Annotated in this window: 18 protein-coding genes and 1 pseudogene; 9 read left to right on the top strand and 10 right to left on the bottom strand. The window is 59.2% G+C overall.

Annotated features, from left to right (window positions below; translation table 11 throughout):
* Positions 1-86 precede the first annotated feature (86 nt).
* The 3 genes and pseudogenes from H4V95_RS01165 to H4V95_RS01155 form a co-directional block, all read right to left on the bottom strand.
* Positions 87-437, bottom strand: a pseudogene (locus tag H4V95_RS01165) (IS3 family transposase); the annotation flags it as partial.
* A gap of 268 nt (positions 438-705) precedes the next feature.
* A complete protein-coding gene (locus H4V95_RS18860) occupies positions 706-1,284 on the bottom strand; it encodes a GNAT family N-acetyltransferase (RefSeq protein ID WP_395939858.1) in 579 nt (192 codons plus the stop codon).
* Between the two features lie 872 nt (positions 1,285-2,156).
* The gene (locus H4V95_RS01155; protein WP_209728288.1) at positions 2,157-2,657 is read right to left on the bottom strand and encodes a hypothetical protein; all 501 of its coding nucleotides are present in this window, start codon (positions 2,655-2,657) and stop codon (positions 2,157-2,159) included.
* An 86-nt stretch (positions 2,658-2,743) separates the two neighbouring features.
* Between H4V95_RS01155 and H4V95_RS01150 the strand changes: the two genes are divergently transcribed.
* Entirely contained in the window at positions 2,744-3,787 is a 1,044-nt protein-coding gene (locus H4V95_RS01150; protein ID WP_209728286.1) for a DUF6226 family protein, read from the top strand.
* Between the two features lie 917 nt (positions 3,788-4,704).
* Here the strand turns inward: H4V95_RS01150 and H4V95_RS01145 are convergent.
* The 3 genes from H4V95_RS01145 to H4V95_RS01135 form a co-directional block, all read right to left on the bottom strand.
* Positions 4,705-5,073, bottom strand: coding sequence for a hypothetical protein (locus tag H4V95_RS01145; protein WP_209728284.1), 369 nt, complete (start codon positions 5,071-5,073; stop codon positions 4,705-4,707).
* A gap of 464 nt (positions 5,074-5,537) precedes the next feature.
* The gene (locus tag H4V95_RS01140; protein ID WP_209728282.1) at positions 5,538-6,077 is read right to left on the bottom strand and encodes a hypothetical protein; all 540 of its coding nucleotides are present in this window, start codon (positions 6,075-6,077) and stop codon (positions 5,538-5,540) included.
* Between the two features lie 344 nt (positions 6,078-6,421).
* Entirely contained in the window at positions 6,422-6,844 is a 423-nt protein-coding gene (locus tag H4V95_RS01135) for a hypothetical protein (protein ID WP_209728281.1), read from the bottom strand.
* Positions 6,845-7,134: 290 nt separating this feature from the next.
* Between H4V95_RS01135 and H4V95_RS01130 the strand changes: the two genes are divergently transcribed.
* The 5 genes from H4V95_RS01130 to sigK all read left to right on the top strand — a co-directional run bounded on the left by H4V95_RS01130 (position 7,135) and on the right by sigK (position 11,766).
* Entirely contained in the window at positions 7,135-7,701 is a 567-nt protein-coding gene (locus H4V95_RS01130; RefSeq protein WP_209728279.1) for a hypothetical protein, read from the top strand.
* A 227-nt stretch (positions 7,702-7,928) separates the two neighbouring features.
* On the top strand, positions 7,929-9,278 hold the full coding sequence (locus H4V95_RS01125; protein ID WP_209728277.1) for an APC family permease: 1,350 nt from the start codon (positions 7,929-7,931) through the stop codon (positions 9,276-9,278).
* Positions 9,279-9,376: 98 nt separating this feature from the next.
* Positions 9,377-9,793, top strand: coding sequence for a DUF1622 domain-containing protein (locus tag H4V95_RS01120; RefSeq protein WP_209728275.1), 417 nt, complete (start codon positions 9,377-9,379; stop codon positions 9,791-9,793).
* Between the two features lie 345 nt (positions 9,794-10,138).
* Positions 10,139-10,768 carry a cupredoxin domain-containing protein gene (locus tag H4V95_RS01115; protein WP_209728273.1) on the top strand — a complete coding sequence of 210 codons (630 nt, stop codon included), beginning with the start codon at positions 10,139-10,141 and terminating at the stop codon, positions 10,766-10,768.
* Positions 10,769-11,196: 428 nt separating this feature from the next.
* Entirely contained in the window at positions 11,197-11,766 is a 570-nt protein-coding gene (gene sigK / locus H4V95_RS01110; RefSeq protein WP_209728271.1) for an ECF RNA polymerase sigma factor SigK, read from the top strand.
* Positions 11,767-11,908: 142 nt separating this feature from the next.
* Here the strand turns inward: sigK and H4V95_RS01105 are convergent, their stop codons facing one another.
* On the bottom strand, positions 11,909-12,406 hold the full coding sequence (locus tag H4V95_RS01105; RefSeq protein ID WP_209728268.1) for an Lrp/AsnC family transcriptional regulator: 498 nt from the start codon (positions 12,404-12,406) through the stop codon (positions 11,909-11,911).
* 91 nt (positions 12,407-12,497) lie between these two features.
* Here H4V95_RS01105 and hisC point away from each other — a divergent pair, with 91 nt between their 5' ends.
* Complete coding sequence (hisC, locus tag H4V95_RS01100; protein WP_209728266.1) at positions 12,498-13,595, top strand: histidinol-phosphate transaminase; 1,098 nt, start codon at positions 12,498-12,500, stop codon at positions 13,593-13,595.
* Between the two features lie 8 nt (positions 13,596-13,603).
* Complete coding sequence (locus tag H4V95_RS01095; RefSeq protein ID WP_245345804.1) at positions 13,604-14,248, top strand: YitT family protein; 645 nt, start codon at positions 13,604-13,606, stop codon at positions 14,246-14,248.
* Between the two features lie 500 nt (positions 14,249-14,748).
* Here H4V95_RS01095 and H4V95_RS01090 read toward each other — a convergent pair whose 3' ends face one another.
* Positions 14,749-15,408: a class I SAM-dependent methyltransferase gene (locus tag H4V95_RS01090; protein WP_312883903.1), complete on the bottom strand. Its 660-nt coding sequence runs from the start codon at positions 15,406-15,408 to the stop codon at positions 14,749-14,751.
* 97 nt (positions 15,409-15,505) lie between these two features.
* Between H4V95_RS01090 and H4V95_RS01085 the strand changes: the two genes are divergently transcribed.
* Positions 15,506-16,939 (top strand): FAD-dependent oxidoreductase, encoded by a 1,434-nt coding sequence (locus H4V95_RS01085; RefSeq protein WP_209728260.1) that lies wholly within the window; start codon positions 15,506-15,508, stop codon positions 16,937-16,939.
* A 23-nt stretch (positions 16,940-16,962) separates the two neighbouring features.
* On the opposite strand, the gene H4V95_RS01080 is transcribed toward H4V95_RS01085, so the two are convergent.
* Both H4V95_RS01080 and H4V95_RS01075 read right to left on the bottom strand, forming a co-directional pair.
* Positions 16,963-17,592, bottom strand: a complete 630-nt coding sequence (locus tag H4V95_RS01080) for a CDP-alcohol phosphatidyltransferase family protein (RefSeq protein WP_196868105.1) — start codon at positions 17,590-17,592, stop codon at positions 16,963-16,965.
* A complete protein-coding gene (locus H4V95_RS01075; RefSeq protein WP_196868106.1) occupies positions 17,585-18,202 on the bottom strand; it encodes a TVP38/TMEM64 family protein in 618 nt (205 codons plus the stop codon). Before H4V95_RS01075 ends, H4V95_RS01080 begins: the two co-directional genes overlap by 8 nt.
* Between the last annotated feature and the right edge of the window lie 117 nt (positions 18,203-18,319).

The following is an 18,319-nucleotide window of genomic DNA, read 5'->3' as shown; positions in this document are numbered from 1 at the left end:
GGTAGAGATATCCGCCAGGGTGAGGGCGGTGTAGGCGCTCATCAGGGTTTCTTGTACCAGGGCTGCTGCTCCGCGCTTTCGGAGATATCCTCCAAAAGCAGCCGTGCTTTTTCCATTATCGACAACGCAGCTGCAGTCCGTGCCAGCTTGCGTTCACTCACCTCCAGCTGCCGACGTAGACGCCCGATTTCTGCCTGTTCAGCAGTGGGCTTGCCGATCTTTTCCCCGGGCTTTTTGCCCTCGAGGACACCGGCGTCGCGGAGCTTACGCCACTCGGTGATCTGGGAAGAATACAGGCCCTCGCGGCGCAGGTAAGCCCCGCCGCCGGTGCCATCGTCACAGGCCTGCTGGTACGCATCCAAGTACGCCAATTTTTGTGCCGGAGTGAACGACCTACGAGGGGTCGGGCCTCCGGACCTGGGGCCAGGATTACTCATCGACCCATTCTCCCGCGGCGGGGAAATTGTGGAGATAGACATTAGTGGTGATCCTGGTTCTCGCCCTACGAACTAGACGAAGTTGCTACGAAGTACTGGCCTCACCCAACCCTGACACGTAGGGCTACTCCCGATCGATAACCATGGTTTGTTAGACGCGTTCGGAGGCCACCACATGGAAAGCTGTTCGGATGACAGTTAGTAGCCAGCCATGGCAACCTCCAGGAGAAAGAGAATCGAATCTTTCGCTTGTTCTTTACATTGGTCGCTAGCGAGTTAGGGCCGAAGTTTGATCATGGGATAACACGCGGTCGGCGTACAGCAGCATCATTGCCGCAGGGTCAGGATCGTAGTTGTCCGGGCCCTGCCATTCTTTGTGGAGTCCAACTCTTTCGATCGCCCGTTGGGACCGTTCGTTGCGCTCAGCAACAACAGCCGTTATCGGAAGTTCCGGACGAGTCGATTGGGCTAGTCCCATGCCAGCTGAAGCGACTTCCTGAGCGTAGCCTCGCCCCCAGCTTTGGGGACGCAGACTGAAGGATAGGTTCCATGCGATGTCTGCCTGCAGCTGGCAGCCACCCATCCCGACCACCTCGCCCGCCGCGTCACCTTCCAGGAGTACCCACAATCCGTGCCCATACTGTTGCCATTCAGCGATTCTGCGTTGGAGGACTGCTTGGGTATGGGTGATTGAGGGGTGAGCGAGCATTGGGTCACATTCAATGAGGCGAGTGTCTGAGTACATTCGGAACAACTCGTCCGCATCACTAGGAACAGGTCGACGCAATACCAGCCGACCACTTGAAGTATGGATAACGTGTTCGATGTTGGCCCCAGCTTCGGGCATCCCTTCTGACATTTGTCCAGTATCCCAGTTTGAGCTCCGGCCCCGCTTCGGAAGGCTTTTCAATGGTCTGCTAATTCAGACGCTCCAAAACGATCGATATCGGACGGGACACGACTCATTGCCTGCCGTCGAAATCAGCCCAGGATGCGCGGTGACGAAGGTGCGTCGCGCTTGGTCGCTTTAACAGCGGTCCGTCGCTGGTGAGTGGATGCTGTGGTTCGCCCTGGGCAGCGTTGTCACAGCAGTGGCTGTTAGAGTCCATCACTGACAACTGAGGCTGCATCGCGGAGCAGAGACCGTTTCGGCAATGGATACCTAGAGTTTATCTATCCAGGTATCCTCGTCCCGATTTGCCCAAGCGGAGCCTCTGGACTTTGGCCTATCAGCTGATCGCTGTTCGATGGCGATGAGTATCCGCCGCACCTCAACGGCACGGAGCTCAAGCAGTGATGCCACGTCACGAATAACCAATGAATTGGTCAGAGCCTTCCGCTCCCCTTGACCTGCAAGACCCGCTCTATCGAAGGCCTCCCGTATCTGTTGAACCTGTTGTGGACGAATCGGCGTCTCCTGGAGCGCTCCAGGTGCTGCTTTGTGAGGTGCTCCTCGAGAAAGTTGGGAATCTGCTTGAGTTCCGCGATCAGGCGGAATCAACTGAGTACCTCCAGTCCTTCAACCTATGGCCCGACCGGCCAGCCCGTTGAGGCCATGCGGGCCAAGACGCAGACTTCGTAGGCGTGCTGTCGGTAAAATCGCATACTTTCTAGATCGGGACTGCTAATAGTTTCCTTCCCGAGAATGTCATCCTTGCTGATCCTTCCAACGGTTCCGTTTGAACGGCAAATGGCATATCTAACGCCGATAACGGTCTATTACGTCGTGCCAGGAGTTTCGGGGTCCCGGCTATCACGATGGTTGCCTGGGCCCTTGAAGACCTGCCCGGAAAGCGGCGCGTAGTAGTGCATATTGCCCCGCGAGAATTCCTGGAGCTTCAGCTCGTCATCAATCAGTTTAGTGAAGGCCGCCGCGGCGTCGGGATTCGTTGGTGGCATCTTGCTCGCGAACATGGCCGACCCGACGTCGCCATCACAGGAGACGACGAAGCCATCGCCTAGCTCAGTGGCGAGCCTGTCAGCTAATTCTTCGGCCAGGGCCTTGGACGCTTCCGACATTTCGATGAGGAGACCATCGACTCCTCCGTAGGAACTGCTGTCCCAAGCGGTTAGATCTGCTACGAGTTCCTCCGTCAATGCCGAATCGGCGTAATCGACGGGACCGTTCGCCGCCCATATCGGTGAATCTGCATAACCGGAGAACAAACGAATGACATGGCGACCACTATGCGGAGCCATCTCCTCTTCATGCTTTTTCACATTCTCGATCTTCCTGTAGGACTTTCCGGACAAACGATCAATGCTTAGCCGCTCTTGGCTGTGAAAGTCAGGTCTAGTATCTCCTCATGGAACCTTATCGGCGGAAAGACGTCGCCACGCCGGCCTTTTTCGCCCCGGATGGATCTGTCATCGACTACGGCAACCGCTGGGCCTTTGGTGACGGCCCCCCGGAGGACAGTTATAGCCGCATCACGCATCCCGAACGCTTCGCACAGCTGCAGGAACTCGCTAGAGACTTGATTCGGTACCTTGTGTTCCACTTCGATGCCAAGGAAGAGACGCCGGACGGCAGCGATTTCCCCCTTGTTGATCCCTCGATTAACAGGTCTCTGGTCAAGGTCATTCCGGCGGACCCCGCGTGTTCACCGATCACCTTCGAGCTCACCAGCGAAGGCGTTCGCCTGCACTACGGAACACTGATGGGAAGCCACCATCCCCCGTGTAACTGCGATGCCTGCGACGAGACGCTTGAGAGCGCCGCAGCGGACATGGAGTGGACTGTTTTCGCCGTCGTGAACGGTGGCCTGCGCGAGGCAGTCGATCTGAGCGATCCGCTACCGGTCTGGCATGAACTCCGCGGCGATGGCGGCTCACGCTCGGGGTACTCACCCTTGGACGACCTATCTGATCATTGGAAGGATCTGGCCCGTACCATGCACAACGAACCCGCCGCCCGCCACTGGACACAATGGCCACACCGGACAGAACCGCACAACAAAGGAACGGTCCGAAAGAATGGATCGACAACAACAGCGGAAGCCCACCTGCTGCTGGACTCGATCGCAGCACTGTTCGAGAACCAAAGAACCTGGTGGATTCCCGGCTGCGAATGGATTAGAGGTCGGGTCCTAGACGATGACTCAGTCGTGGTCCTTTACCGAGAATCGGCGTCAGGACCAATCCTCGGGCGCCGATACATACTCCCAGAATTCAAAGCACTGTTCGACGATGACCTGTCGATCAAGGACCTTGCGCAAATCATCGTGACGGACGAAATCGGCGATCCCACCGGTCATGGAGAAGTTCTCCCGGTGGATTGGGCCGACGGCCTCGTGCCCGCTGGAGAACATGTCGAATGGACCGGACTCGATACCCGCCAATGGCGGTAAGGAAGCCGGCTCTTGGACGTGCCCAGAAACTTCTCAGTTGGGGTTACTATTCGTTCAACGGCAACCGGTGCCCATTCAGGGGGAATTGCAATGACTAATCCACTTGTCCCAGACGCATGGGAGATCTTCTCTCTAGTCCTTGGGTCCTCGGTAATTTTCCTTATCCTGTGGGCGATCATATCCATTGCCCACAGCCGCCACATCTCTCTGACGTTGCAGCTTCTCTGGGTGGCACTGGTTGTGTCCGCACCACTCATCGGGTCCGTGATCTGGTTCATCTATCGCGCGGGAAGGCCGACCCATGTTGCCTTCGACCCGAGCCCCACACCCACCCTTGGCAGATCAAAGTCCGCACCTCTGGCCTGACACAGCTTTGCTCCCACCGCTGCGGGACGAAGTGCCACACCTTTACTGGGCCAGTGTGGGACGTTTCCAAGCAGAACGCCGATAACACCCTGATACGTCAACCTCTCAACACGAAGCCTGCCCGGAAATTTCCGATTCTTGTTGCGTACGGGTGGACCCCGACGCAACAGCTGTGGTGGTGACTGATGCACGCAGAGCACGGCACGATAAGTGGCCTCGAGTACGGGAATAGAAGTGACCGACGTCGACCGTAACGGCTCAGTACACCCAGGGGACTGCTGTCACCGGATTCGTTGAGGCAACCCTCGACGTCACCCTAAACCGAGGAAGAACTCGACATTGATTTGGGCGATGCTCTGTTCACGGGTTGGGAAGAGGAACGGTTCATCGACGCAACGGAACTTGACACGTCGATCGCCGCCGACGCCGGTGAGGACGGCTAAGACAAACACCGCCGATCCGCTCTCGTTACGAAGTCAAGCGATGATCCCGATGCGAAAGCGTCGAGGTCATCGCCTGACTCATTCCATTGCTGCTTCCGATTGACCGGTTCAGGCCTCTGCCAGAAAGCCGCTGCTCGCGTGCCTCGCGGGCTCGGTTTTAACGGACTCCGTTTGTCGGGCCACCGACAAATGGACAGCAGTATCAGCAACGCGACCGATCGATTCCAGAGACTCGACGATATCCTCTTCGGTATCGGTTGAAATCAAAAGATACCCTTTACGAACCGACGGTGCCCTTCGGCGGGACCTGTTCGCACCAGCTTCAAGTAGCTGCCGACTCCTTGCGCCGTCGTCCAGGATCAGACTCGTCGAAGGTTTAACTCCTTCAGTGAGCTCCAGTGCTTTCACCACACCAATAACCGCTCCGGTCCGGTCCAGCACTGTCATCCCGATACGAATCCTGCTGAGTCGAGTCATCGTCTGTTCCTACCGCTAGAGAGTCAATCGTCCTTTTTCACGGTAGGTAGGCACAATGTCCAAAGTCAGACAGAGCGCTGAAAAGACTGTGCATACCCGCAGGGAATTACCTGAACGGGTGCTGTGCATAGCCTGAATCGTTCAGGCTTCAGATTTCACGGGCCCCATCTATGCCTCCCCTCCTCTTGCGACGTGTCCGCGGTTTGTGGGAACGGGACTTGAAACAAGAGACAAAGCCATACAGCCGTAGCGACGCTCTGGTGAAGGAAGTGTTCTCACTAATACCGAGTTTTCGTCTTGGTTCTATTCATGCGGCCCGTGGCGCCCTTCCTCAAACGCGAAGGCATGGCACCCTCAGCTGACACGGACACTCGTTCGATGATGAGGTGACATTGCAAATGTTCGCGGACGCATAGCGGCGGTTTGTGTTTCGGATACATTGTCCGTGTATCTCAGATATTTGTTTAGGGCCGCGGCCGCGGCCGTGTTCCGAGCGTGAGCAGCACGGTCGCCAGGCTAAGCACGAACAAAATTGTTTTGAGCACGGTCAAGGTAGATGCGAACATCACGGCCTGGGAAGTGATCTGGTCGGCTCCCATGAGCGCTTCAAGGGCAAAGTTTTCTGCGATATTCACTGCCGCGTAGAGCACCGGAATGGGAATGAGGAACCACAGGGTCTTCCGTCCGCGTGCGATCCTTCGCGCAAGCATTGCGAGGGTGAGGGCGAAGGCTATGGAGAAGAGTACGTCCCATAAATAATGGGAAGCACCATAACGTTCCAGGAGCTCGTCGGTCATTTGGGCGTCAACGACGCCGACGTAGTCGACGCCATACCCGAGCAACTGTGTTTCGGGAACTGAAACACCCCCAAGGGACCTCTCGAGGGATGCTAACTGCAACCAGTTGATGGTGGCTAGCACCGCGGTGAGGATGAACCCCACAATGATGACCCAGCCTCGCGTGAACCAGTGGTCCGTCCTTTTTCGCATTGGTTCGGAAGCCATCACATCATTATGTTGGTCTTGGCTTTGCTTCGGTACGAATTTCTTGCGGATATGGCTGATTGTGACCCTCCTACTGGATCGTGGCGCGACTAAAATTGGCTATATACAACGGGATTAAGCGATGGCTCAGGTCCGTGATGCAGGGAGCGGCAATATGGGCCTCGACGTTCGCTGTCGTCATCGTTGCGAATCCCGAGCACCTGTCCGGCCACCTTGCACTTCGCTGCCGGGAATAGTGTCCGGGCCTGGCCGGTCCCCGTTCTTGCGTCGGCAGATAGCTCGACCCAAGAACGGGGACCCATCCTTATGACATGGCAGGGTATTAACGCTTTTGTGGGTTTGAACTAAGGCAGTTCTTCCACATCGTCAGCAACGACGACGAGCTCCCGTTCGTAATCGACGACGTAAGCAGACTCGTCATCGTCAAAATCGAAACCCTCTGATTCGATGTCGGTGAGAATGAAGTTGCGCACGTCACCGGTTACCTGCACTTCATCTCCCTCTTCGAGGGCGTCGGTCATTCCGGTACCGAGAATGAGAGTGTCACCATCTCCAACCGTGAAAACGTTCGACCCCACGATTTCCTGTACCTCGGTCTGCAACGTCACAGTTTCACCAAGTATGGCCGTCACTGCGGCGGGGCCCTCCTCTTCTGCCTCCTCGACAACGGTTTCATCCCCACAAGCCACAAAACCTAACGCAGCGAATGGGAGGATCCCAGCGAACGCCATCTTGCGTGCCCAGTGGTTTTTCTGCTGAATAGCCATGATTCCTCCTTCACCGGGCCCGTGACGCACCGGTCCCGGCAAGTGATTGGACTGTGCTTTCTACGTCCCTTCGACCGTAAGCATGCTTTCTATCGCATTCCACCCCAGTTATCGAACCGTGACCCGCACGGATACCCCAGCCGCCGAACTGTGACTTAACCCGGAATATGCGACCGGACTGTGACCCATTTCCATATACGTGCGGATACTCAAAAGGTCGGTGTTCCTTGACCGATTAGAGCCAATGCGGACAAGGTGGATGGGAACCGTCCATTTAGAGAACAGGAGCCATGATGAACAGCCGGAAGAAGCAAATGTTGGGCAAATGTGCTGTGGTAGTCCTCCTGCCCGCAGCGTTGCTCGGGGTAAGCGGGTGCTCAAGTACTGACGATGACCTCCCTAGCCTCGTCAATGAGGAGACAGCCGAAAGCGATGAAGCACTCGAGGCCTCCACCGAGCCAGCTCAGCCCTACGCCGACTACACGGGGGTCTACGACACCGAGTTCTTCGACGACCTAGAGTTCTATGTTGGCGAGGAAGTGACCGTCGCCGCCATCGTCGGAGAGGTCATTTCCCCCAACATGTTCACCCTCGTCAGCAACACAATTCCACCTCAAGAAGATGTGGTCGACATCGACGCAGTCGTTATCAAGCCCTTGCTGGTTATCCATCAAGAAGACCTTCCTGAACTTGCCCCCGGAATGCCGGTAGGGGTGATTGGTGAAGTGCACGAAGAGTTTTATACAGCAACCGTGGAACAAGACCTACAAGTAGATCTTGATGATGACGCATTCGAGGACTGGGAAGAGCAGCCCTACCTGGAAGCTGTCAGCGCGTCATCCCTAGCTATCGAGTAAAAATCCTCGCCAGCGCAACCAAAGCCGTACGGCGCTTCGGGTAGGAACCAACCACCGCCACTCCCCACGGAGTTTGCTCCGTGTGACGGCAGCCATCCTGTTCGTCGCTATCTTCGGTTGGAGCTTTACGCGATCATTGGGACAAAGCCGCTCTGCCACAGGCAAGGCCCAGCCAGACCGCCGTCAAGAAGACTTCAGTGAATACATGACGCGAAAAGGACAACACTATGGCAGACGAATCAGCATCAAAGAATGACCAGAACCTGTCGCTGACCGGGTCAGTGGCGTTGGGCACAGGAGTCATGATCGGAGCGGGTATCTTCGCTCTCGTCGGCCAAGTCGCCGAGCTCGCCGGCGGCTGGGTACCTTGGGCGTTCTTCGCCGGCGCCGTGGTCGTGGGATTCAGCTCATACTCCTACATCCGCTACTCCGCGAAGAATCCATCCTCCGGCGGCATCGCCATGCTACTGAAGGCCGCGTACGGCCCCGGAGTGGTCGCTGGCTCGTTCTCGCTCTTCATGTACGTATCGATGGTCCTGGCCGAAAGCCTTCTAGGGCGCACGTTCGCCACCTACCTCCTGCGCCCTTTCGGAATGCAGGACTCCACCCTGTGGGTGCCCGTACTAGCCGTGATCGCAATCGCGGGTGCAGCGATAGTGAACCTGGTTGGCAACACAATGGTGGAACGCTCCGCTACGATCACCGCCGCCATCAAGATCGTCGGTATCGCTGTCCTAGCCGTAGCCGGAATCCTCACCGCCGGCATCTCCTCCCTCGGCAAACTTTTCACCAGCGCTGACCGCACCCCGCCAGAAACAGGACTGCTGGGATTCCTCGGAGCGGTCACTTTGTGCATTCTGGCCTACAAGGGATTCACCACGATCACCAACCAGGGCGCGGACCTGCGTGATCCCACACGAAACATCAAGCGGTCCATCATCATCGCCATCAGCCTGTGCACCGTGCTCTACCTGATGATCACCATCGCGGTCACCGGAAGCCTCACCGTTCCCCAAATCGTGGAGGCACGCGACTACGCCCTCGCAGAAGCAGCCGAACCGGCGTTCGGATCATGGGGGGTGAGCCTGACCGTGGCCATCGCAGTCATCGCTACCCTCTCAGGCCTAGTAGCCAGCCTGTTCTCTGTCTCGAAGTTCTACGACATGCTCCGTGACATGGGCCAGGCCCCCGGCCTTCCCGGTAAAGAGGGACACCAATCGCTCTACATCACCGCGGGATTAGCAATCGTCATGGCCGCCTTCTTCGACCTCTCCCAAATCGCGTCCCTCGGCGCTATCCTTTACCTCGTCATGGATATCGCCATCCACTGGGGCGTCATCCGGCACCTCAAAGACGACATCGAAGCGAAAATCTGGGTTCCTTGGGTAGCGATCGTCCTCGACATCGCCGTCCTCCTACCTTTCATCCTTCTCAAAGCGCAATCAGACCCATTCACCCTGATCATCACCGCCGCCGTCGCCCTGATCATCGTGGTGACCCAATGGTTGGTGGTTCGCCGACGGAACGACGAGGATACGCCTTCAGAAGGAACTTCCACCCGCCACGAATCCGAGTAACACGCCTTTAGGTCTGCGCATGACAACAGAACCGCACAGAGTGCACTTGTCCGCAGACAACTTCAGCCCGGCACCTCCAACAAGACAGGTACATCACAGTGGAATTCCAGGAAACGATGGAAGGAATAGGTAAAGCGGTCGATGCTGCAGGAGTTGCCGCGATAGTGATCGGCATCGTTGTCGCGAGCCTGATCGCCGCTCGGGCACTGCTGAGGCGTCGGCAAACTGAAAGCCCCAATACGTACGAGACTTACCGACGACGACTAGGTAGATCCATCCTTCTCGGCCTCGAGCTGCTGGTAGCAGCGGACATCATCCGGACCGTTGCAGTAACCCCCACGTTCGAATCAGTCGGAGTGCTAGGGCTAATCGTCCTGATACGAACATTCCTCAGCTTTTCCCTTGAACTCGAAATCACCGGCAAGTGGCCGTGGCAAAAGCCCCAAGCCACCCAACCAAAAAACCTAAACAGAACCCCTTCTTCAGATGAAGGCATCGCTGAGAGTCCGCACTAACGCCGATACCACCCTGATACGTCAACGAATCAGGATGCCGGTCAAGAACGAGTCCCGCAGCCAAATCGGCCCAGAAACTCCGGAAGACTTGAGAGGCCGTCAAAAACCGTGGCCGCAGCAAAACCGCAGATGGCCTCCACAACGGTCGCCGACTGACTCACCGGTTGTTCCGGTGCTGCCATCTTCTTCCGGGACGCCAGTATTCGCCAGGCTTTGGTGGGTAACCCATCCACCCGGATGTGGGTGACGAATATCACGTGGCAGAGGTTTCATGGCAACGGCGTATCAAGTCGACTGATCGCCCGGTAGTTGTCACCCCTAAACGCCTCGCCGGAAGGCCTTCTCATGATCACCAGGCACAAAGTTCTCAGCGTCACGTTCACCGCAGCCCTGATCGCAGGAGCTGGCCTCGGATCCACTGGGGTAGCCATGGCCGCCCCTGGCCCGGTATCCCAAGCAGTACCAGCCATGACCACCGGAGCAATGTCCATCAGCATCGATGACTTCGTGTTTACAGGACCCGGCACCGTCAACCCCGGCGGTGAAATCACCGTCACCAACAACGACACCGAAGCCCACACCGTGACCGCTGATGATGGCTCCTTCGATGTCACCATCCCTGGCGGAGCAAGCGCTACCTTCACCGCCCCAGACGCGGCGGGAAGCTACGGATTCTTCTGCAAATTCCACGGCAACATGCGCGGCACCCTCACCGTCGGCGCTGAAGCCATGGCACCAGCACCCACCACGCCAGCCCCGGCTCCCGCCCCAGCTCCTGAGGTTTCGGAGTCAGGTAATGCAGGAAACGACGGGATGGACCAGATGGGTGCGGTACCTAAGGGCGGTGCCGATACCGGTGTGGTGAAACAAAACCCAAGCGAGGTACCGATCATGCTGGCTCTCGGTGGTGGGCTGGTCCTGGCCGCAGCAGCCGGTGGAACCTACGCCGTCCGCCGTCGGACTAACGATAACTAAACCCCCTACCTGAACTAACCGGGGTCCGACTCCTCCCCCCGGTTAGTTCACCCAAACGGCCGCCGCGGAAGTCCCCCAGCTCCCGCGGCGGTCGTCTGCCCGAAGCACACCACTCACGAGCACTCCCTGAGGAGAAGACAACCGAGGACGATAGGGTCCCCCGCCTTGAGATTTTTCGTCTGTGGGCGAGCGCAGACGAGGTCTTTCAATATCTGCTCGTCTCGCTGTGCCGCCATCCGGCTTTGCGGGCTACCCACACACCATGGGGTATCTTTTATCGCAGAGGGCGGCCTCGGTTACCGTTCCCCTTTGAGTGTTCACTTAAAGTCCCGTCTGACCGCACGGCGAGCTACCGCAAGGGGAACCGTCATGAACAGACACAGCGGATACGTCAACATCACCGGACCTTAGACGCTGGTACCGCTACCGTGACCCCAACAACGGATAGCCAAACTCTTGCTGGCCTTCTCCGCCTTGCGGGCCAGGGAGACCAGGACGCGTTCACCACGTTCTACCACCTCACTTCGCGCCGGGTCTATAGTCTTGCCCGCCGAGTCATCGTCGACGCTGAAATAGCCCACGACGCTACGCAGGAAATCTTTGTGATCGTCTGGCAGGACGCCCACAAATATGACCCCACCCTTGGCACTCCCCTGGCATGGCTACTGACCATCACCCACCGCAAAGCCGTGGATAAAGTCCGCTCAGAACAAGCCACCATCAACCGACAAACACGCTGGGGTATCGCAAACCACACCCCGGACTACGACGTCGTAGCCGAAACCGTCACTACCAGGGCCGAAACCCAATCCGTGATCACCTGCCTGAAGAGCCTCTCCCCCATCCAGCAAGAAGCAATCAGTCTCGCTTACTACAACGGGCTGACCTACCGTGAAGTCGCCGAATACTTATCCATTCCCTTACCGACTATCAAAACCAGAATCCGAGAAGGACTCAAACACCTCCGGGCCTGCCTGGAGAATGGCGAACCCACATGAAAGCCTTCAACACACCTATCCCGTGACACGCAGCGACTCCTCAGCGCAGCCATACGCGACCTCGAGGACATAGACGATCATCTCGCCCAGAGCCGAGCCCTACCCACAGCAAGCTCCCCTGCCAAGCGAGAGGTAATCACCCCTATGTCTGATCAGCGTGGTCGCGGTGTGCTGCCGACTCGAGGAGGGGTCCGGTTCTGGTGGGCATGACTTCCACCAGGGACATTGCTGTGCTTGTCCGTACGACTCCTTCGATGCTCAGGATTTGGTTGGTGATCCGGTGAAGGTCGGCGGGGTCCCTTGCTGCGACCTTCGCGTGCAGGTCGGCGTCACCGGTGGTGGCGTGCATCTCGATGATTTCGGGGATCCTGCGTACGTGCTCCATTGCTTCCTGGCTGGATGACTGGCTGATCGCTACTGAGATGAAGGCGATCAAGGGTAATCCGAGTGCCTCGGTCCTCACACGCTGGCTGAATGGGCCCAAGCTTCCGCCGGTAAGGAGTCTGCGGAGTCTGGCGTGGACCGTGTTCCGTGCGACACCCAGTTCTCGGGACAGGGCTAGGACGGTGGCCTGCGTGTCATGATCCAGCGCGAGGAGAATTCTGGCATCAAGGGTATCGATCAGGTGCATACTAAGCATCTTGTCACCCTTGTGACTCAAATGACCGGGATCTGTCCTCCAGTTTTTGGCTGTGTTGCGCAGAAGGAAACGTGTGGCTGAAGATCGTTGCATGACCAGTACCTGCAGTCTTCCCGACGCGCCCCGCTTGCGTTCCGTCGTCGCTGATCTTCCTCCCTATGTTGCTGGGCGCAGCGCCCAGACCGCGCTGACGGCTGCGCTGGCATCGAATGAAAGCCACTTCGCCCCCTTGCCGTCGGTGATCGAGGTCATCGCGGCTGAAGCAGGGCGAATCCATCGCTACCCGAACATGGCGTCAGTGGACCTGAGGGAGGCCATCGCAGCTCATTTGGAGGTCTCCTCCGATGAAGTTGCTGTCGGACCAGGAAGTTCCGGGGTGTTGCAGCAGATCCTCTCCGCGGTCTGTGACCAGGATGATGAGGTGATCTTCGCGTGGAGGTCCTTCGAGGCTTATCCGATCCTCGCCGCGGTAGCGGGCGCGAAAGCTGCCCGGGTGCCGCTGCTCCCCGATGAGCACCACGACCTTGATGCCATGGCCGCAGCGGTGACCGACAGGACCCGGGTCATCATCCTTTGCTCACCCAACAACCCGACCGGTGTCTCACTCGGGGCAGCACGCACGGAGGACTTCCTCAGCAAAGTGCCACCGCACGTCCTGGTAGTGGTGGATGAGGCCTACGTGGAGTTTCAGGACGAGATTGGTGAAGTGGACGCCCTCGATCTCTACCACCGTTATCCGAACATCTGCGTCCTGAAGACGTTCTCGAAGGCCTACGGGTTGGCCGGGCTCCGGGTCGGATACGCGATAGCCCGGGCACCGCTGGCGGAAGGGTTACGCAGGACCGCGATTCCCTTCGGTGTGAACCGGATGGCTCAAAGTGCGGCCGTGGCATCGCTGGCCGCGCACCAGGAGATGCGTACCCGGGCCATCGACGTCCGGGTCGAGCGCCAACGGATGATCACGGCCCTGCACAATGCCGGCTGGGACGTGCCCGACAGCCAGGCGAACTTTTTCTGGCTCCGATGCGGTGACGACGTCCGTGAACAAATCCTCTCCGCCCTGGCGGACGCTGACATCCTCGCCCGTGGTTATAAGGACGACGGCGTCCGCATCTCACTGGCCGACCGCGACACCAACGAGCGAGTGCTTGCAGTATTGACCGAGCGCGGGAAGTTCGGGGACCAATGACCGACCCAATGGGAGCAGGAATCACCGTGACCGACGCAGCATCGAGTCAGCCGGCACCGGTCCTGCGTCACTCACCCATCGAAGACGTTCTAGGGATCATCACCGGATGCTTCGCGGCATCCCTGGGTCTGTTCCTCCTAAAATCGTGCGAGGCCGTCACCGGAGGTACCGCCGGACTCGCCCTGCTGATTAGCTACGCCGTGCACCTACCCTTCGGTGTCATCTTCCTCGTAGTGAACACTCCGTTCTTCGCCCTGGCAGCCTGGAAGAAAGGGTGGGACTTCACCCTCCGCACGATCGGCGCCGTCGTGGTGGTGTCGACACTTACCCCTGTCCACTCCGCAGTCATCGGAGACATCACTATCGCGCCGCTCTACGGCGTCCTGGGCGGGAACCTATTGGCCAGCATCGGACTGCTGATCCTGTTCCGCCACAAAGCCAGCCTCGGAGGATTCAACATTATGGCACTGATCTTCCAGGAACGTTTGAACTGGCGGGCCGGCTACGTGCAGATGGGACTCGACGTCGCGATCGTGCTTGCCGCACTCGCGTTCGTCCCACCCCTGATGGTCGCTCTCTCCGCGCTAGGGGCAACACTCATGAACCTCATCCTGGCGCTGAACCACCGATCAGGGCGTTACCTGGCTTCCTAGACACACAATATGCAACCAGAGCAATGAGGCGTCCAACCCACCATGGCCCACATCATTGGCTGTTCAATCACCATTCCGATCACCGGCCACTCAACCACCACTAAAAGGAGAACATCGTGCTATTCATCATCATCGTCCTCGCAACTCTCATCGCCGGGTTCGCAGCCGTGGGCAGGCAAGCAACGCCCTCCATCGAACGGGTCCCTTTGCGCAACTGGACCACACGGGACCTACTCGCAAACTTCGCCCAAGGCCTAAACCTCAGCACACCCAGCAACCCAGCGCTCGAGTACTACACAAGAAAGCACTGACGCACGCGAAACGCGGACCCATCACCTGGCAAGTGATCTCACTCGCGGACAGCGCCCCGCTTTGGCGTCACCGCCGTCCGAGAAGTCCGAAGAGGCACCACCGCTACAACATTTGATGGGCCTACTCGGGCCTGAGCGGCGGTTCGTCACTTCCGACGTGCCATGAACATATGCTTCGGCGGATGGAGGTTAGGTATCTGTGGTGCGCGTTCCAGAACGAATCTGCAGGTGTCCGCCGCGGGTGGAGGCCGCAATGACGTCGACGCAGTCGCGCTCCACGGCAGTCCAGGGGTGCGCGTCAATGTCGGATCCGCCGAGCCAGCACGCCGCTCTGGCCAACGGCGTCAGGGCAGTAGCGAGACCGACTGGTTTTTGCATGTCCACCACACAGAGGGATGCCCCAGGTGCAGCGAGGGAGACTATGTTGGCCCACGCGGTTTCCCAGTCCTTCATGAGGGACAGTGCATAGGTGGCCAGGACGGCGTCGGATTGTGACCGGCCACCCTGGGTTGTGATCCTGGATCCGATGTCGGTGGGCGAAAGCTCGGTTGCATCGGCCTGGATGAGAATGACGTTGGTCCAACCGTTGCGTTCTGCCCGCCGGCGAGCTTGTTCCAGCATCTCTGGGCTGCGGTCGATTCCGACAATGATGCCATCCGGGGTGATCTGGCGCTGGAGGAGACTGAAGTTCAGCCCGGTACCGCACCCGACGTCGAGCACCTGGGCTCCGGAGGGTTGGCGGAGCTTTTGGATGCCGATTTCACGGCCGGCCCGATAGACCGGGTATTCGCCGGACATCACATCATAAAATTGTGCGAAGGTGCTGTATTTTCCGGCGATCGGGATCACTCCATGGCAAGTCGTGGTTCCGCGGACCTGCGGAGATGGTGGTGAGAACAGCCTAGGCTAAGGGAGAACCCGGCCGACATAGTGAGAGGGCAGCCTTGTGAAAGACACCACCGAAATAGTGGACCTGTTGGTTATCGGGGGCGGAACTGCAGGCATTGTGGGGGCGAAAACGGCTGCTCGTCTGGGTGCCCGCACCGTGTTGGTGGAGTATGCCCGCACTGGTGGGGATTGTCTTTGGACCGGTTGCGTGCCGTCCAAAACGCTCCTATCGGCCGGACACTCAGCGGCGGAGCGGTCCCATTCCGGCAGCAGCACTGATTTCGCTGCAGTCCGCCAACGTGTGACGAGTGCCATCGCTGCGATCGAACCGGAAGATTCCCCGGCAGCCCTCGAAACGGCGGGGATCACGGTCATGTCGGGCACGGCGCGCTTCACCGGTCCGGGTGAAGCCGAGGTTCACGGCACGACTTTACGTTTTCGGCAGGCGCTCATCGCCACCGGCAGTGCGCCAACAATCCCCCCCATTCCTGGGCTAGATGACGCACCACGGGTCGTCACGTCGGAGACCATCTGGGACCTGGAAACCCTTCCGGAGCGACTGGTCGTGATCGGAGGTGGCCCGATTGCGTGTGAGCTGGGACAGGCGTTCGCCCGGCTCGGCTCGCAGGTGGTGATCCTGGCACGCTCGGAGATCCTGCCGAAGGAAGACCGCGATGCAGCGGCCCTGGTCCGCGACAGTCTGCGTTCCGACGGCGTGCAGGTCATCGAGCACGCCGCCGTGGAACGGGTCAGCGACGACGGCACCGGCGTCGTCTCCGTGGTCCATACCGGCGACGGCCAAGAATTCCTTGCGGACGTCATCCTCGCCGCCGCTGGCAGGAGGGCCAGGACTACGAGTCTGGGCCTTGACCTGGTCGGAGTGAATTGCGATGAAGCCGGCCAGGTGGTGGTCGACGAAGCAATGCGCTCATCAAACCCGACTATCTGGGCTGCCGGCGATGTCACCGCGCACCCCGAGTTCACCCACCTCGCCGGGGTGCACGCCAGCACCGCCGCCTCCAACGCCATCCTCGGACTCCGCCGGAAAGTCAGTAAAGTCATCCCACGGGTCACCTTCACCTCACCTGAAGTCGCCGCCGTCGGCGTCACCGAGGCCGGAACGAAAACGCAGACAACATCAACCATCCAGCACGCTCACACCGACCGTGCGATCACCGAAAACCAGACCGACGGGTTCACACGGATCATCATCGGCAAGGGCGGGCGTATCCTGGGCGGAACGATCGTCGGCCCGAGGGCCGGAGAGTCCCTGGCAGAGCTCACCCTCGCCGTGGATCAAGGGCTCAGCACCCGTGCCATCGCGGGTGTCACGCACCCTTATCCGACCTACAACGATGCCCTGTGGAATGCGGCGGTAGCCCATGCAAGGTCTGGACTGGAATCACCGGCTGCGAGGGTCGCTGTCAAAGCCCTTGCTGGTTTCAACCGGTGGCGGGCGGACGGTTTGAAACGTCAAAGGAACGCTCAGTAACAACGGTATTTTTGGGGTCTGCCTCAGGCAAGGGTTCGGTAGCCGGCGACAATTCGTTGTGCGGCGCTGATCATCACTAGGCCAGCCCACACCGAGGCTATCTGCCAGGCGGCGGCAGGGAAGAGCAGCCATAGACCGTGGACCAGGACGGTCTCCGCCCCTTCTGCGAGCCCGCCGAGGAAGGACAGTGACCGGCCGTCGTCGATCTGTCGGCCATTCTTTTCCGCGATGGACGAGAACGCCAGAAACACGCTGCCGTTAATGTAGTAGGCGAAGAGCACCAAAAGGAACGGCAGCCAGGGTGCACCGAACCCTGCTGTTACCCCAACTGCCACGCCGATGACTGTCGCGCCGTACACGACGAAATCGGCGGAGATATCCCAGAACCCGCCCTGCCCGGCGTCGTGGTTCGATCCTGGCTGTGCGGCGCGTCGTCGGGCTAGCGGTCCATCCAGGCCATCCGCGAGCCGGCACAGCACCCAAGCTACGAGGGCTGGCAACCACCACTGGGCTGCCGCGAATCCCGCGGATGCCAATCCCAGCAGAAGGTTCAATCCGGTCAACCGGTTCGGGCTGATCCATGGGACATCCAGGGCTGCTGCCGCCCGGTTCAACAGGGGCGCCAGGAGCGGCCGTAGTCGGGTATCAAACATCTGTGCTCCTCGCTTTTTGCCGGGCCCGGACGGCGAGAATGACTCCGGTGAGGGTCAGCCCTCCCAGCACCGCCAGTGCCAGTTGGGCTGGCCAACCCAGTTCGAGACCAAACGCGCCTAGAGCCAGGAAGCTCACCGTACCGGGGAAAATGCCGATCATCGTTCCGAGGAAGTAGGGCCACCATCCGAGCGCTGTCAGTCCCGCAGAGTAGTTGATCGCGGTGAACGGCAGCACCGGGATCAGCCGGACCCCGATGACCGCCGCGAAGCCCCGCTTACTGAGAAGTGCATCGACTTTGGCGACTCGGGTGCCGGTGAATTTTTCGACCGCGTCCCTGCCCAGCGCGCGCCCCAGCCAGAATGCGGCGGACGCTCCGATCATTGCGGCACAGTAGACGATCACCAATCCTGGCCCGAAACCGAACAATATGCCGGCCGCGACGGAGAGGATGTTCTTGGGAAGCGGCGCGAGGGTCAGGGCGGCGTACCCGGCCATGAATCCCACCGGCCCCCACCAGCCGGCGCGCTCTACCAGGTCGCGCATGTCGTCCACGGGCGGGATGGGTACGAAGAGGACAACGATGGTTGCCCCCATAATGACGGCAAACAAGATCACGAGTCTGCGGATCGGTGCTACAGGCCGGGGGTGGCCGTGCACATGTTCTCGCCGCATAGTTTTCCGCAATCCGCTGCTCAGCTGCCGGTTCGGGCGTCGGCCCGCTATCGA

Source organism: Arthrobacter sp. CAN_C5, assembly GCF_017875735.1.
Classification (GTDB): Bacteria; Actinomycetota; Actinomycetes; order Actinomycetales; family Micrococcaceae; genus Arthrobacter_D.
Note: the sequence above shows the minus strand (reverse complement) of the source record. Positions and strands in the feature narration are given on the sequence as shown.

Excerpts from the sequence above, each read along its gene's own strand:
- H4V95_RS01145 (WP_209728284.1), bottom strand. The coding sequence starts at position 5,073 with ATGACTCGACTCAGCAGGATTCGTATCGGGATGACAGTGCTGGACCGG.
- H4V95_RS01105 (WP_209728268.1), bottom strand. The coding sequence starts at position 12,406 with ATGCTTAGTATGCACCTGATCGATACCCTTGATGCCAGAATTCTCCTC.
- H4V95_RS01135 (WP_209728281.1), bottom strand. The coding sequence starts at position 6,844 with ATGGCTATTCAGCAGAAAAACCACTGGGCACGCAAGATGGCGTTCGCT.
- H4V95_RS01095 (WP_245345804.1), top strand. The coding sequence starts at position 13,604 with ATGGGAGCAGGAATCACCGTGACCGACGCAGCATCGAGTCAGCCGGCA.
- H4V95_RS01130 (WP_209728279.1), top strand. The coding sequence starts at position 7,135 with ATGATGAACAGCCGGAAGAAGCAAATGTTGGGCAAATGTGCTGTGGTA.
- H4V95_RS01080 (WP_196868105.1), bottom strand. The coding sequence starts at position 17,592 with ATGTTTGATACCCGACTACGGCCGCTCCTGGCGCCCCTGTTGAACCGG.
- H4V95_RS18860 (WP_395939858.1), bottom strand. The coding sequence starts at position 1,284 with ATGCCCGAAGCTGGGGCCAACATCGAACACGTTATCCATACTTCAAGT.
- H4V95_RS01140 (WP_209728282.1), bottom strand. The coding sequence starts at position 6,077 with ATGGCTTCCGAACCAATGCGAAAAAGGACGGACCACTGGTTCACGCGA.
- H4V95_RS01115 (WP_209728273.1), top strand. The coding sequence starts at position 10,139 with ATGATCACCAGGCACAAAGTTCTCAGCGTCACGTTCACCGCAGCCCTG.
- H4V95_RS01125 (WP_209728277.1), top strand. The coding sequence starts at position 7,929 with ATGGCAGACGAATCAGCATCAAAGAATGACCAGAACCTGTCGCTGACC.
- H4V95_RS01150 (WP_209728286.1), top strand. The coding sequence starts at position 2,744 with ATGGAACCTTATCGGCGGAAAGACGTCGCCACGCCGGCCTTTTTCGCC.
- hisC (WP_209728266.1), top strand. The coding sequence starts at position 12,498 with ATGACCAGTACCTGCAGTCTTCCCGACGCGCCCCGCTTGCGTTCCGTC.